The 13541-nt window shown below is 65.7% G+C and carries 13 protein-coding genes; 7 read left to right on the forward strand and 6 right to left on the reverse strand.

Annotation, left to right across the window (positions count from 1 at the left end; genetic code table 11):
• Positions 1–41 precede the first annotated feature (41 nt).
• From GGQ64_RS18405 to GGQ64_RS18435, 7 genes are read left to right on the forward strand one after another with little or no spacing between them, the layout of a single operon-like run.
• Positions 42–1241 carry an L-dopachrome tautomerase-related protein gene (locus GGQ64_RS18405; RefSeq protein WP_210300312.1) on the forward strand — a complete coding sequence of 400 codons (1200 nt, stop codon included), beginning with the start codon at positions 42–44 and terminating at the stop codon, positions 1239–1241.
• A 48-nt stretch (positions 1242–1289) separates the two neighbouring features.
• Positions 1290–1802 carry a TRAP transporter small permease gene (locus tag GGQ64_RS18410; RefSeq protein ID WP_183806758.1) on the forward strand — a complete coding sequence of 171 codons (513 nt, stop codon included), beginning with the start codon at positions 1290–1292 and terminating at the stop codon, positions 1800–1802.
• Positions 1799–3088, forward strand: coding sequence for a TRAP transporter large permease (locus GGQ64_RS18415; protein WP_183806759.1), 1290 nt, complete (start codon positions 1799–1801; stop codon positions 3086–3088). The genes GGQ64_RS18410 and GGQ64_RS18415 overlap by 4 nt, the downstream gene beginning before the upstream one ends.
• A 41-nt stretch (positions 3089–3129) precedes the next feature.
• On the forward strand, positions 3130–4143 hold the full coding sequence (locus GGQ64_RS18420) for a DctP family TRAP transporter solute-binding subunit (RefSeq protein WP_183806760.1): 1014 nt from the start codon (positions 3130–3132) through the stop codon (positions 4141–4143).
• A gap of 16 nt (positions 4144–4159) precedes the next feature.
• Entirely contained in the window at positions 4160–5191 is a 1032-nt protein-coding gene (locus GGQ64_RS18425; protein WP_183806761.1) for a C-terminal binding protein, read from the forward strand.
• On the forward strand, positions 5188–5838 hold the full coding sequence (locus GGQ64_RS18430; RefSeq protein WP_183806762.1) for an RraA family protein: 651 nt from the start codon (positions 5188–5190) through the stop codon (positions 5836–5838). Before GGQ64_RS18425 ends, GGQ64_RS18430 begins: the two co-directional genes overlap by 4 nt.
• 9 nt (positions 5839–5847) lie before the next feature.
• Positions 5848–6780, forward strand: a complete 933-nt coding sequence (locus GGQ64_RS18435) for a sugar kinase (protein WP_183806763.1) — start codon at positions 5848–5850, stop codon at positions 6778–6780.
• A 30-nt stretch (positions 6781–6810) separates the two neighbouring features.
• On the opposite strand, the gene GGQ64_RS18440 is transcribed toward GGQ64_RS18435, so the two are convergent.
• From GGQ64_RS18440 to GGQ64_RS18465, 6 genes are all read right to left on the reverse strand, one after another.
• Positions 6811–7989 (reverse strand): acetate/propionate family kinase, encoded by a 1179-nt coding sequence (locus tag GGQ64_RS18440; RefSeq protein WP_183806764.1) that lies wholly within the window; start codon positions 7987–7989, stop codon positions 6811–6813.
• A 3-nt stretch (positions 7990–7992) separates the two neighbouring features.
• Positions 7993–8949 (reverse strand): phosphate acetyltransferase, encoded by a 957-nt coding sequence (locus GGQ64_RS18445; RefSeq protein WP_183806765.1) that lies wholly within the window; start codon positions 8947–8949, stop codon positions 7993–7995.
• 259 nt (positions 8950–9208) lie between these two features.
• Positions 9209–10114: an SMP-30/gluconolactonase/LRE family protein gene (locus GGQ64_RS18450; RefSeq protein WP_183806766.1), complete on the reverse strand. Its 906-nt coding sequence runs from the start codon at positions 10112–10114 to the stop codon at positions 9209–9211.
• A gap of 18 nt (positions 10115–10132) precedes the next feature.
• On the reverse strand, positions 10133–11083 hold the full coding sequence (locus tag GGQ64_RS18455) for an ABC transporter permease (RefSeq protein ID WP_183806767.1): 951 nt from the start codon (positions 11081–11083) through the stop codon (positions 10133–10135).
• Complete coding sequence (locus tag GGQ64_RS18460; RefSeq protein ID WP_183806768.1) at positions 11080–12027, reverse strand: ABC transporter permease; 948 nt, start codon at positions 12025–12027, stop codon at positions 11080–11082. Before GGQ64_RS18460 ends, GGQ64_RS18455 begins: the two co-directional genes overlap by 4 nt.
• Complete coding sequence (locus GGQ64_RS18465; protein ID WP_183806769.1) at positions 12024–13478, reverse strand: sugar ABC transporter ATP-binding protein; 1455 nt, start codon at positions 13476–13478, stop codon at positions 12024–12026. Before GGQ64_RS18465 ends, GGQ64_RS18460 begins: the two co-directional genes overlap by 4 nt.
• Positions 13479–13541 lie beyond the last annotated feature (63 nt).

Raw genomic sequence — 13541 nt, forward strand, 5'->3', positions numbered from 1 at the left:
GGCATCCCTAGAGGAAGATGCCATCTGGGAGGGAGGTTATCATGACAATTCTTAAGGCGACGACAGCCGTCGTCCTCGGCATGCTGGTGGGCGCCGCAAGCGCGCACGCTCAGGAGACGTCGGCAGAGCCGATCGTCCGTCTGAACGCACTTACCTACAAGATCGACGACGCCGGCATTCAGAAGCGCTGGGACGCAAGCCCGCTGAAGGGCAAGGCGCTCGCGCAGGGGCTGAAATTCGACTCCGCCGGCAACATGTACGTCACGACGGCCCGGTGGGGCGGCGCCGACATTCCGGCAACCGTATCCAGGCTCGTCAAGGCGGGAGACGGTTTCGAACTCCAGGCGTTTCCATCGGAAGCCTTGAACGACGTCGAAAACCCCGAAGGCCTGAAGGCCGTTCTCGGCTTCGAGATCGACGAGAACGACGTGATGTGGATCCTCGACCAGGGTCACGTCGCCGGCGCGCCCTCGGGTGAGAAGGACGAAAAACTCGTTCTCTGGGACATCAAGGCCGGCAAGGAGATCCAGCGCCTCGCCTTCGGACCGGAGGTGTCGAACAAGACCTGCTCGTTCCTGAACGACGTCGTCGTCGACAACAGTTCGGGCTTCGCCTACATCACGGACAGCGGCATCTTCAGCGACCCGCTCTGCGGCGGACTGATCGTCTACGACAAGAACACGAACACCGCCCGCCGCGTGCTCGACGCCACCAGGTTCACCAATGACGAGCCGAACTTCAGCTTCGCGATCGACGGTCGCCAGGTCCTCAAGAACGGCCGCATGCGTACGGGCGCCGACGGGATCGCGCTCTCTGGCGACAAGCAGACGCTCTACTGGACGAACCTGACGGGTAACGCGCTCTACTCGCTGCCGACCGCGCTTCTGCGCGACCCGAAGGTGTCCGAGGCCGAACTGCAGGGAGCGATCCGCGTGGAGGTGGTCCTGCCGTCGAACACCGACGGCCTGACGGCGGACAAGGACGGCAACGTTTACCTGACCGCATTGCAGTTGAACGGCGTCCTCAAATGGGATCCGGCCACGCGTCGGCTGTCGCAAGTCGCCTATCATCCGGAAATGTCCTGGCCCGATACGCTCGCCTGGGCACCGGACGGCACCTTGCACGCCATCTCCAACCATCTTCACCTCTGGGTGGACCAGGACATGAACTTCGAGGACCCGTCCGTTCCGAACTTCACGATCTGGCGCCTGCCGGTCAAGGCTCAGCCGTATCTCAACTAAGTCGCATGCAGGGGATGCCGCCCGGCGGCATCCCCTTGGAGGAATGCAATGCTTTCTAGGTTCGATCGCGCCTTCGTCTGGGCGAATCAATTCGTGGTGGGCGCGCTGCTGCTCATCATGGCCGTTCTGGTCTTTGCAAATGTGGCCTTGCGTTATGTCGCCGGCATCTCGCTGCCCTGGGTGGAGGAAGTGACCCGCTACATGATGATCTGGGTTTCGTGGCTGGCGGTGGGACTTGCGATGCGCGAGGGCGCCCACATTGCCATCGACAACCTGCAAGACGCTCTTCCCGAAGTCTGGGCACGCCTGCTGCGCCTTGTCGTGTTTGCCTCGATCGTCGCCTTCTTCGCCGCCGTCGCCTGGTACGGCTGGCAATATGCCAGTTTCGCATGGCGCCAGCAGAGCGCGGTTCTCAGGCTGTCGCTCGGGGCGGTCTACATGGCGATTCCCATCGGATCGCTGCTGATGCTGGGCCACGTCTTCCTGACCGCGCACAAGCTGCTTGCCACCAGGAACAGCGGCGAAGCCCAGGCCCAGGCCGCGGAGTTCAGCGTCCTATGAGCACGGTTCTCTTCGCCAGTTTCCTCTTCACCTTGGTCATCGGCGTTCCCGTCGCCGTCACGCTTGGCCTCTCCACGCTGATCGCCGTTCTGATCGACGGTCGCTTCCCGGCTATGGTCGTTCCCCAGCGGCTGTTTGCGGGGCTGGACAGCTTCCCGCTCCTGGCCATCCCGTTCTTTCTGCTCGCCGCCGAAATGATGAGCGGTGGGCGCCTCACCGAAGTGCTGCTTCGCTTCGCATCGGCTTGCGTCGGTCACGTCCGGGGCGGCCTCGGCCATGCCAACATCCTGACGATGACGTTCTTCTCCGGCATCAGCGGATCCGCTCTTGCCGACGCCGCGGGACCGGGCGCGCTCATCACCAGGATGATGCGGGATACCGGCTACAGTCCCGGCTATGCGGCCGCGATGACGGCATCTGCGGCGATCGTCGGTCCAATCATTCCGCCTTCGATCATCATGGTGATCTATGCGCTGACCGACAACAGCGTCAGCGTCGCGGGCCTGTTTCTGGCCGGCATCGTGCCCGGCCTGATGATTGCCGGCGCACTCCTGCTCACCAACCATTGGATCTCCGTGCGTCGCAACTATCGGAGCCTGGAACTGCGCCCGACGCTGCGCGAATTCGTCGTCATCGCCTGGCGGGCGGTTCCCGCCCTGATGCTGCCGCTGATCATCCTCGGCGGGATCCATACCGGCGCGTTCACCCCCACGGAGGCATCCGCCGTCGCCGTCTTCTACGCCTGGTTTGCCGGCCGTTTCGTCTACCGGACGCTGACCATCGAAAAGATACCCGGCATTCTGGTTCGGACCGCGATCATGACGGCTTCCGTCATGCTCATGATCTCGACATCCGACGTCTTCTCCTGGGCGCTCACGGTTCTGCAGGTGCCGCAGGCGATTTCGGAGTTCATCGTCTCGCTGGACCTCGGCCCCTTCGGTTTCCTGCTCGCGGTCAACATCTTCCTGCTGCTCTTCGGCATCTTCATGGAACCGCTTCCGGGGGTGATGATCCTCGTGCCGATCCTGGCCCCGGTCGCCGACGCCGTCGGCATCGATTCCCTGCAGTTCGCCATGATCGTCATCCTCAACCTGACGCTCGGCATGATCACCCCGCCGGTGGGAGGCCTGCTCTTCGTGACGTCCGTCGTCACGAAGGTGCCGATGAACGCGCTCGTGCGCGAGCTGTGGCCGCTTCTCGGCGCCGAGATCGTCGTCCTGGCCCTGCTGACGCTCGTACCGGGCTTCAGCACCTGGCTGCCGAACCTCTTCGGATATCTCCGCTGACACCAAACCAAACCTGAACAGTTCAAATGGGAGGAACTGAAATGCTCAAGAAAATCGCTCTGCTCGCCACCGCGCTGGTGGCCCTGGACGCCACGATGGCCGCGGCCGCGCCGAAGGTCATGAAATACACGCACTACCAGCCCGGTCGGGAGGACCAGCCGAAGCATGCGGCAGCGCTTGCCTTCGAGAAATGCGTCGAGGGCGCAACCAGCGGCTCGATCGATGTGCAGATCTTCCCGGCGGGCCAGCTCGGCAACGCGACGACGGCGCTGGAGGGCCTTCGCCTCGGCACGGTCGAGCTGGCAGTCGTTCACGACGGCGGCATCTCGAGCGTCTACAGCCCCTTCGACGTGTTCGCCCTGCCTTACATCTTCCCCAACCATGAGGTCGCCTACAAGGTGCTGGACGGCGATTTCGGCAAGGAGTTCGCCGATGCGATGCTGAAGGAAACCAGCATCCGCCTGCTGGCCTATGCCGACAACGGTATCCGCCACTTCACCAACTCCAAGCACCCAATCAAGACCCCCGACGACCTCAAGGGCCTGAAGATACGCGTGCAGCCGGCGCCGGTGTTCATCTCGCTGGTGGAGAGCCTCGGCGCGAGCCCATCGGCGATCGACTGGGGCGAACTGCCTGCCGCATTGGCCCAGGGGACCGTCGACGGCCAGGAAAACGGCGTCACCAACATCATGGCGGCCAGCCTCTACCAGAGCCAGAAATACGCAACGCTCGACGGCCACGTCTACAGCCTGCACGCCTACCTGATCAGCGACGTGTTCTACCAGGGCCTGACCGACGTCGAGAAGAAGGCGGTCGATACCTGCGTCGTCGAAGCCCGCGACATCCATCGCAACATGACGCGCGCGACCGATCTGGCCGCCGAGAAGACGCTGACCGACGTCGGAATGGAAGTGTACGTCCCGAGCGCAGACGAAATCGCGGCGTTCCGTGATCTCGCACAGCCGGTGGTGCGCAAGCACCTCGAGGCCGCGGTCGGCGCCGATTGGGTCGAGAAGCTGGTCAAGGCCGTCGAAGCGGCCGGCGGCAGCCAGTAAGCGCGAAGGGGCGGAAATGACAATCGCGTCGCACCTGCAAAGCCCCCTCGTCGTCGTTCTCGACGAGGGCTATGGCGGCACTGAGATCGAGGAGAGCGTGCTTGCGTCTTTCGGCGCACGCGTTGTCGAAAGGCCGTGCCATGGCCGGGCCGACGAAGTGCGGCGCGCCGTCGAGGGAGCGGACGCCATCCTCGTCCGCGAAAGCCCCGTCGACGCCGAAGCCATTGCGGCCATGCCCGCCTGCCGGGCGATCGTTCGCTACGGCGTCGGCGTCGACAACATCGATCGCGCCGTCGCGGCCGAGCGCGGCATCTTCGTCGCGAATGTTCCGGACTACGGGGTGGAGGAAGTGAGCGACCATGCGCTCGCTCTCCTCTTCGCCGTCGCCCGGAGGATCGTCTCACGGGACCGGGCCGTCCGCGAAGGCGCCTGGAACGTAGCCCGGAACGAACCGATGTACCGCCTCAGCGGGGGCACGCTCGGTCTCGTCGGCTACGGGCGGATCGGCCATGCGTTCCATCGTAAGGCCCGGGCCCTCGGATACGAACGGACACTGGTGTTCGACCCGTTCCTCCCCTCGGCTCCGGAAGGTGCCGAGCTTGCCACCATCGAGCAGATATGCAGCGAGGCGGGCGCCATTTCGCTGCACGCGCCGCTCACCAGCCAGTCGCGCCACATCATCGACCGCGAGCGGCTGGCCCTGATGAAGCCGACTGCGATCCTGGTCAACACCTCGCGCGGCGGGCTGGTCGATACGCAGGCGCTCTGCGAGGCGCTGTCCGACGGACGGATCTTCGGCGCGGGCCTCGATGTCTTCGAAGAGGAGCCGCCCGCGCGGGACAACCCGCTTTTCTCCCTGCCGAACGTCATCGTGAGCGACCACACCGGCTGGTACTCCGAGCAGTCGGTCCGGGACCTCCGCCGCAAGGCCAGCGAGGAGATCGAGCGCGTCTTTCGCGGCCAGGAGCCGCGCAACTGGGTCAACCGGTGGGAGAAAACCACCGAACGAGAACACACCAACGACCACAAGCAGGAGAATGCGAAATGACTTTGGACGAACTGATTGCCGGTTTCAGGACCGTGGCCACTGCCTCAGCAGCCGATGCGGTGGACAAGATCGTCGGCACGCGCGGCTACATGGATACTGCGATCAAGCCGCGCATCAACGAAAAGAAGATCGTCGGGCCGGCGGTCACCGTGCTGGAGGGCCCTTCCGACGAATTCCTGCCGCCGCAGCATGCGCTGGACATCATCGACGAAAGCCCCGCCGGCAGCGTCATCTGCATCTCGGTCATCGAGGATGAGAACGTCGCGGTCTGGGGCGGACTGATGACGGCAGGCGCCGTCGCCAACAAGCACGAGGCGGCCATCCTCGACGGCGGCGTGCGGGACATCGTCGAGATCCGCCGCGACTACGACTTCCCCGTCTACGCGCGGTCTGCTTCGCCCGGGACGACGCTCGGGCGCTACCGCACCTATTCCTCCAACGAACCCGTCCGCGTCGGCGGCGTCATGGTCCATCCCGGTGACATCATCGTCGGCGATATCGACGGTGTCGTCGTGGTGCCCCGCCAACACGCCGAGACCGTGCTGGAGATGGCCCTGGAGATCGACCAGCGGGAGTTCGAGCAGGCCCGCCTGATCATCGAATCGGGTTCGCTTCGCGAGGGCCTGGCGAAATACGGACGCATCTGAGAGAAGCCCATGCAACTTGATATCGTAGCGCTCGGCGAACCGCTGGTCGAGTTCAACCAGGCGACGGGCGGGGCCGAGGGGGTGAACTACCGCCTCGGCCACGGCGGGGATACGTCGAACGCCATCGTTGCCGCAGCCAGGCAGGGCGCGCGTAGCGGCTACCTGACCGCGCTTGGCGACGACACCTTCGGCGACATGTTCGTTGATCTGTGGCGCCGGGAGGGCGTGGATACCAGCGAGGTCATCTGCGACGGCGACGCTCCGACCGGACTTTACTTCGTCACGCACGGACCTTCCGGCCATGTGTTCAGCTACCGGCGGGCGGGTTCGGCGGCAAGCCGGCTGAAGCCGTCAAGCCTGCCTGCGGACTATATCGCCGGGGCCGGGTTCCTGCATGTCTCCGGCATCAGCCAGGCCATCAGCGACAGCTGCTGCGACACCGTCCTTGCCGCCATCGAGATCGCGCGGGCGAACGGCGTCAAGGTGTCCTACGACACCAACCTTCGGCTGAAGCTCTGGCCGCTGCCGCGCGCCCGGGCGATCACGCACGCCACCGTTCCGCTCTGCGACGTCATCTTTCCAAGCCTTGAAGACGCGACCGTGCTGACCGGACTGGAAGATCCCGAAGCGATCGCAGACTTCTATCTCGGGCTCGGCGTTCCGCTCGTGGTGTTGAAACTCGGGGCGCAGGGTGCGCTTGTCGCCCGCCCGGGCGATCGGCAGCGCGTGGCGGGGCTGAAGGTGGACACCGTGGACGCAACGGGCGCCGGCGACACGTTCGATGGCGCGTTCCTGTCCATGCTCGTGCGCGGCGAGGATCCGCTGGAGGCGGCCCTGTATGCCAATGCCGCAGCCGCGCTCTCGACCTGCGGCTATGGCGCCGTTGCCCCGATCCCCACGAGAGATCAGGTGCTGGCCTTCCTCGGGCAGGGGAAACGGTAGCGGCGGCTGTGCCTCCGTATGATTCAGCGTTCAGCGTACCGCGACAAGGGCGAGCGTGTGGCGGGCGATCATCAGTTCCTCGTCCGTCGGCAGCACATAGAGCGCCACCTTGCTTGTCGGCGTGGAGATGAGCGTCGCGCCCGCCTCGTTCGCCGCAGGATCGAGCTCGGCACCGAGCCAGCCGAGGCGTTCGGCGATGCGGGCGCGGATCGGCGCCGAATTCTCGCCGACACCGGCGGTAAAGACAAAGGCGTCCAGGCCTTTGAGGGCTGCGGCGAGCAGGCCGGTGCTGAGTGCGCAGCGATGGATGAAATGATCGATGGCGAAGGCCGCGTGCGGCTCTTCGCTTTCGAGGAGGTCGCGCATGTCGGCCGAGATACCCGACAGCCCCTTCAGCCCGGATGACCGGTAGAGCAGGTCCGTCACCGCTGCGACGCTCATGCCCTTGTGCTCGATCAGGTAGAGCACGACGCCCGGGTCCATCTGCCCCGGCCGGGTCCCCATCGGCAGACCGTCCAGCGCGGTAAACCCCATGGTCGTCTCGATGCTGCGCCCACCTTTAATGGCGCACATCGACGCGCCGCTTCCAAGGTGGGCAACGATCACGCGTCCACCTGCGACATCGGGTGCTACCTCGGTGAGCCGCTCGGCAATGTACTCGTAGGACAGGCCGTGGAAGCCATATCGCCGAACGCCATGCTCGTAGTACTCCCACGGCAGGGCGTAGCAATCCGTATGCGGGGCATGGCCGCGATGGAACGCCGTGTCGAAACAGGCGACCTGCGCAACATCGGGCGCGATCTCCATGGCGAGGCGGATCGGCGCCAGGTTGTTCGGCTGGTGCAGCGGCGCGAGTTCCTGGAAGGTCGCGAGCGTGTCCAGGATTTCGTGGTCGATCAGGATCGGCCTGGCATAGTCCGGTCCGCCATGGACGACGCGGTGGCCGATGGCGCGCAACGTGAACCCGCCGAGCGATTCCAACCACGCGCGGGTCTCGGCGATAGCGGCCGGCAGGTCCTTGACCGCATCCGCTGCGAACGACCGGTCGATCAGGACTTCCGCTTCGGCGGTGCTGGCGAACAGGCGCGGGCGGGTCCCGATGCCATCCATCTGGCCACGCACCTTTCGCGACAGCCGGCCGTCGGCAATACCGAAGATCTGGAACTTGAGGCTCGACGAGCCGGCATTGATGACCAGGATAGCATCCATGTGTCACGCCACCACTTGCGTCTGCCGCCGCCGTGCAGCCGCATAGAGGGAGGCCACCGCACAGGAGGCGAGCCGGCTTCGAACCGAATCCGCCCGCGAGGTCAAAACGATCGGCACGCGCGCGCCGAGCACGATCCCGGCCGCATCGGCATGGGAAAGGAAGGTCAGGTTCTTGGCCAGCATGTTTCCCGCCTCGAGGTCCGGCACCACGATGATCTGCGCCCGGCCGGCGACCGGCGAGGTCAGCCCCTTGATTTCGGCGGCCTCCGGGCTGATGGCGTTGTCGAAGGCGAGCGGGCCGTCGAGCACGCCGCCGGTGATCTGGCCTCGCTCCGCCATCTTGCACAGCGCCGCCGCGTCGATGGTGGAGGGTATCTTCGTCGTCACCGTCTCGACGGCGGAAACGATCGCCACGCGCGGTTCGCCAAGGCCGATCGTGACCCAGAGATCAATCGCGTTCTGGACGATGTCGCGCTTGGCATCGAGGTCGGGAAAGATGTTGATCGCCGCATCGGTGATGAAGAGCGTCTCGGCGTAGCCCGGTACGTCCATGACGAACACGTGGCTGATGCGGCGATCGGTGCGCAGGCCCGTCGCCGAGGCGGTCACCTCGCGCATCAGTTCGTCGGTGTGCAGGCTGCCCTTCATCAGCAAGTCGCCCTTGCCCTCGCGGATCAGGGCCACCGCCTCGGCGGCTGCGGCATGGCTGTGCGGGGCGTCGACGATCTCGTGCCCCTTCAACGCGAGACCGTTCTCCGCTGCCACCTTGCGGATCCTGGCTTCCGGCCCCACCAGGATCGGAACGATCAAGCCCATTTCCGCCGCCTCCAGCGCGCCGCGCAGCGAGGTCTCGTCGCAAGGGTGGGCGACGATGGTAACGGCCGAGGGCGCCTCCTGCGCCGCCGCAATCAGGCGGTCGTATTTCGAGGGTCCGGTCCGTGTCGCGTTCGTGTCGGTCAATGGAGAAGCTCCGGAAGTGTGGCTCGGGATGCGCTGCGTCCGTCACCTGCTGCGAAGACGGGTGGCATATCGCTCCGAGGTATCGCTGGCGTGACATCGATCAATTGCTGTGGTTGTCGGCGCATCGGCAATGCGTCCCCGAGCCAAACCGCCGGCACCCGCCGAGACGCCGCAACTGCGGTCTACAGTAGACCGTATCCGGGCATTTCAGGTCAAGTGACCTTGGCTTTCGATGTGAACGGCAGCGGCCTTACAGCACCTAGGCCCCGGTCGCGGTGACGTAGATCGAGTAGAGCGAATTGGTCGCCGCGATGAAGAGGCGGTTCCGCCTCGGTCCGCCGAAGGTGAGGTTTGCCACGGTCTGCGGCACCAGGATCTTGCCGAGGCGGGTTCCGTCGGGGGCGAAGCAATGCACTCCGTCGCCCGCGCTGGACCAGAGATTGCCGGCAGTGTCGATCCGGATGCCGTCCGGTATGCCCTTGTCGATCACGGCAAAGACGCGGCCGTTGGCGAGCCGCCGCCCGTCGACGACATCGAAGGCGCGGATATGGCGCGGAAGGACGTCGTCGTGGCTTGCGCCGGAGTCCGCCACGTAGAGGGTTTTCTCGTCCGGCGAGAAGGCAAGGCCGTTCGGCTGGTTGAAGTCGGTGACGACGGCATCGAGCCCGCCGGTAGCCGGGTCCAGTCGGTAGACGTTGCGCGTCGCCTGTTCGGGCTGCGACTTGTAGCCCTCGTAGTCGGAGAGGATCCCGTAGGTCGGGTCGGTGAACCAGACGGTGCCGTCCGAGCGCACCACGACGTCGTTCGGCGCGTTGAGCTTCCTGCCCTGATGGCTGTCGGCCAGCACCGTGATCGAACCGTCCACCTCGGTGCGCGTCACCCGGCGCGCTCCGTGTTCGCAGGAAACGAGCCGGCCTTGCCGGTCGCGCGTGTGGCCGTTGGCGAAATTCGACGGCTGGCGAAAGACGGACACGCCGCCCTCCGGCGTCCAGCGCAGCATGCGCTGGTTGGGGATGTCGCTCCAGAGGAGCTGGTTTGCATCGTTGAACCAGACGGGCCCTTCCGCCCAGCGGCAGCCGGAATAGAGCTCCTCCAGGCGGGCGCTTGACACGATCAGGTGGACGAAGCGCGAATCGTGGATTTCGTAGAGGCTGTCTCGGGCCATGGTCGGTTCGTCCTGGAACTAGCGCGTGCCCGGCTGGCGGCCGCCGGCGAGCAGGATGACGCTGATGATGATGAGGCCGGTCATGACGAGGCGGATGCCCGCGCCGAGACCGTAGGTGTTGAGCATGGACACGACCAGGAACATGAAGAGCGAGGCGCCCCATATGCCCGGTACGTTGGAATCGCCGCCTGCGACCGCGGTGCCGCCGATGACCACGACGGCGATCGACATCAGCAGGTATTCCGATCCCATGTTCAGCGCCGCTCCGCCGGAGAAGCAGGCGAGCAGGTAGCCGGCAAGCGAGGCGAGGACGGCGCAGAAGACGTAGGTCGCAAAGCGGGTGCCGTCGACCGGGATCCCGGCCATACGGGCGGCCGGCATGCTCTGCCCGATCGCCGAGATCCAGCGGCCGTAGATCGTCTTCTCCAGAAGGAACCAGGCGAGAAGCGAGATGACCAGCGCGATGATGGCGACGTTCGGAATGCCGAGCGTGCTGGAGGTCGTGAAGTCGGCAAGAAAGCTCGGCGGCTTGATACGAAGCCCGCGGTTGGTCCAGATCGCCGTCGACTGGATGATGAAGCTCATCGACAGCGTGGCGATGATCGGTGGGATACGCAGCGCCTTGATGAGGGCGTAGTTGCCGATCCCGACTGCGATCCCGATCACAACGGCGACCAGCAGGCCCGGAACGATCATGGCGTTGTCGACGTCCATGAGCTTCAGCGCCACCGTGCCGGCCAGCGTCATCGTGGCGGGGACGGAGAGGTCGATGTTGCCGGGGCCGAGTGTGATGACGAACATCTGGCCGATGCCGACGATGATCGAGAAGGCCGCGAAGGTAAGCGCTGCCTGCGAGAGGCCGAACGTGCTCGCGCCACCCGTGACGAGGATGGTCGCGAACCAGACGACGAAGGCCGCGAACCACGACCAGATCCAGGGTTTCCGCGAAAGCCGCGCGATTGCTGTCATCGCCCTTTCTCCCGGATTTCGACGCGCCTGAGAAGCAGGCGAAGCGCAAGCACGACGATCAGGATCGCGCCCTGCGCGCCGATCTGCCAGTCGGGCGAGATCCGCAGGAACGACAGGAACGAACCGGCCAGCGTCAGGGTGAGGGCGCCGATCACCGCGCCGACCGGGGACACCCGGCCGCCGATGAACTCGCCGCCGCCGAGGATCACGCCGGCGATTGAAAGCAGCGTGTAGCGAAGCGCGATATTGGCGTCCGCGGACGTGGTGAGGCCGACGAGCGCGATGCCGGCAAGGACGGCGAAGATGCCTGCCAGGCCGTAGGCCGCGGCCCGCGTGGCGACCACCGACCAGCCGGCCCGCTCGACCGAGCGCTGGTTGCCGCCGACGCCGCGGATCAGCACGCCGAGCGAGGAGCGCATGACGACGAGATGGGCGACGATCGCGATGGCGATGCTCGCGACGATCGCCATCGGCACCAGCGGCGGCTTCACCGTCATCAGCGCGCGCGCCCAGTCCGGCGCCTGCCCGCCGGGGGACGGCAGGAGGAGCACGGCAAGACCGGCCCAGACGAAGCTCATGCCGAGCGTCACGACGATCGAGGGCAGGTTGCGCAGGTAGATCACCACGCCCAGCACGGAATACACCGCCACCGCGCCGGCCAGGATCAGCACCCCGACAAGCGGCGCATCGCGCAGGAACGTCGCGGTCACGCAGGCGACGAAGCTGACGAAGGTCCCCATCGACAGGTCGAGGTCGTTGACCGACATGATCAGCATCTGCGCGATCGTGGCGAGCGCGATCGGGACGGCAAGGTTGAAGAGCAGGTTGAGCCCGACATAGCTCATCGCCCGCGGCTGCAGCCAGAACACGGCGGCAAGCAGGACCGTGAGTGACAGGGCCGGGATCGCCAGCCGGAGCGCATCGGCGGATATCCTGCGGTTCATGCGGCGGTCCCCGCGAAGGAGGCTGCGAGGATGTTGCCCTCGGTGATGGCCTCGCCCGTCAGTTCGGCGACGACCGCGCCCTCCCGGAAGACATAGACGCGGTCGCAGAGGCAGACCTCCTCCATTTCCGTCGAATACCAGACGAAGGTACGACCGGCTTCCGCCTCCTGTCGCACGATCTCGTAGACCTCCTGCTTCGTGCCGACGTCGACGCCGCGCATCGGGTCGTCCATCAGCACGACCGGGGCGCGCGTCGAAAGCGCCCGGGCGAACAGCACCTTCTGCTGGTTGCCGCCCGACAGCGACAGGATGCGGTTTTCCATGTCCTGCGTCCGGATCTCGATACGCCGCTTCCATTCCGCCCCGCGCCCGGCTTCAGCGCCTGCGTCCAGAACGCCCCGCGAGGCGACGCCGTCGAGCGAGGCGATCGACAGGTTCTTCAGGATGCTCCAGAGTTCGAACACGCCGTTCAGCCTGCGGTCGCCGGCCACGAACGTCACCAGCGGATCGCGACGGGGCAGCCAGTCGCCGCTGTTGGCCGCATGCAGCGCCATCAGCATTCCCGTCTGGCCGTGGCCCGCAAGCCCCGCAAGCCCGACGATCTCCCCACGGCTCGCCCGGAAGGGCATGCCGCGCCCGCTCTGCTCGAGGGCGAGCGGCGCGTCGGCGAGATCACGGGACCTGCGGCGATGGGCGTCGCCCTTGACCACGCTGCCCATGGCCTCGACGAGGCTGTGCTCGCTGAACGCTGCGGCGGGACGCTCGGCAACGATGCGGCCGTCCTTCATCACGACGATGCGGCTCGCCGTCGTGAGAACCTCATGCAGGATATGCGAGATGAAGACGACCGCGCCTCCGCCCGCAACGAAACGGCGGACATGGTCCAGCATCTGCTCGGCGAGGCTGGCGTCGAGCGAGGATGTCGGTTCGTCCAGGATCACCAGCCTCGGGGCAATGCCGGCGTCGGAGAAGGCCATGGCGATCTCCACCATCTGTCGCTCGGCGATTGACAGGTCGCCGACGGTCTTGTCGCTGGCGATGCCGTGGTTCGGAAAGACCGTATCCAGGCTTTTTTCGATGATCTGCCTTGCACGCTTGCGCCAGCCGAAGCCGCCGAGCGTGCGGTGCATGATGCGCGTGTTCTCGATGATCGAGAGATTGGGGCAGAGCGAGAGTTCCTGGAAGACGCAGCGCACGCCGCGTGTCCGGGCGGCATTGATGCCGTAGTTCGCAACGACTTCGCCGTCGCCGGAGACAGTGCCCTGGTGCGGCGTCAGTCCGCCGTTGATGACGCTGACGATGGTGGATTTACCCGCACCATTGTGGCCGACGAGGCCAACGCATTCGCCGGGCATGATCGAAAGCGTCACGCCGTCCAGCGCCTTGACCGCGCCGAAGCTCACCTTGGCGCCATCGACCTCGATCACCGCCTTGCGTCTGTCACCCGTCATTGCTGCCGTCTTCTGCTGCAGGAAAATCGGCCGCGCGGTGTGATGGAACCGCGCGGCCAGCTT

It is taken from the genome of Mycoplana azooxidifex, assembly GCF_014196765.1.
GTDB classification, from domain to species: domain Bacteria; phylum Pseudomonadota; class Alphaproteobacteria; order Rhizobiales; family Rhizobiaceae; genus Mycoplana; species Mycoplana azooxidifex.

Bases quoted from the DNA above. Each gene is read 5' to 3' on its own strand.
- GGQ64_RS18405 (WP_210300312.1), top strand. From the start codon at position 42: ATGACAATTCTTAAGGCGACGACAGCCGTCGTCCTCGGCATGCTGGTG.
- GGQ64_RS18410 (WP_183806758.1), top strand. From the start codon at position 1,290: ATGCTTTCTAGGTTCGATCGCGCCTTCGTCTGGGCGAATCAATTCGTG.
- GGQ64_RS18415 (WP_183806759.1), top strand. From the start codon at position 1,799: ATGAGCACGGTTCTCTTCGCCAGTTTCCTCTTCACCTTGGTCATCGGC.
- GGQ64_RS18420 (WP_183806760.1), top strand. From the start codon at position 3,130: ATGCTCAAGAAAATCGCTCTGCTCGCCACCGCGCTGGTGGCCCTGGAC.
- GGQ64_RS18425 (WP_183806761.1), top strand. From the start codon at position 4,160: ATGACAATCGCGTCGCACCTGCAAAGCCCCCTCGTCGTCGTTCTCGAC.
- GGQ64_RS18430 (WP_183806762.1), top strand. From the start codon at position 5,188: ATGACTTTGGACGAACTGATTGCCGGTTTCAGGACCGTGGCCACTGCC.
- GGQ64_RS18435 (WP_183806763.1), top strand. From the start codon at position 5,848: ATGCAACTTGATATCGTAGCGCTCGGCGAACCGCTGGTCGAGTTCAAC.
- GGQ64_RS18440 (WP_183806764.1), bottom strand. From the start codon at position 7,989: ATGGATGCTATCCTGGTCATCAATGCCGGCTCGTCGAGCCTCAAGTTC.
- GGQ64_RS18450 (WP_183806766.1), bottom strand. From the start codon at position 10,114: ATGGCCCGAGACAGCCTCTACGAAATCCACGATTCGCGCTTCGTCCAC.
- GGQ64_RS18455 (WP_183806767.1), bottom strand. From the start codon at position 11,083: ATGACAGCAATCGCGCGGCTTTCGCGGAAACCCTGGATCTGGTCGTGG.
- GGQ64_RS18460 (WP_183806768.1), bottom strand. From the start codon at position 12,027: ATGAACCGCAGGATATCCGCCGATGCGCTCCGGCTGGCGATCCCGGCC.
- GGQ64_RS18465 (WP_183806769.1), bottom strand. From the start codon at position 13,478: ATGACGGGTGACAGACGCAAGGCGGTGATCGAGGTCGATGGCGCCAAG.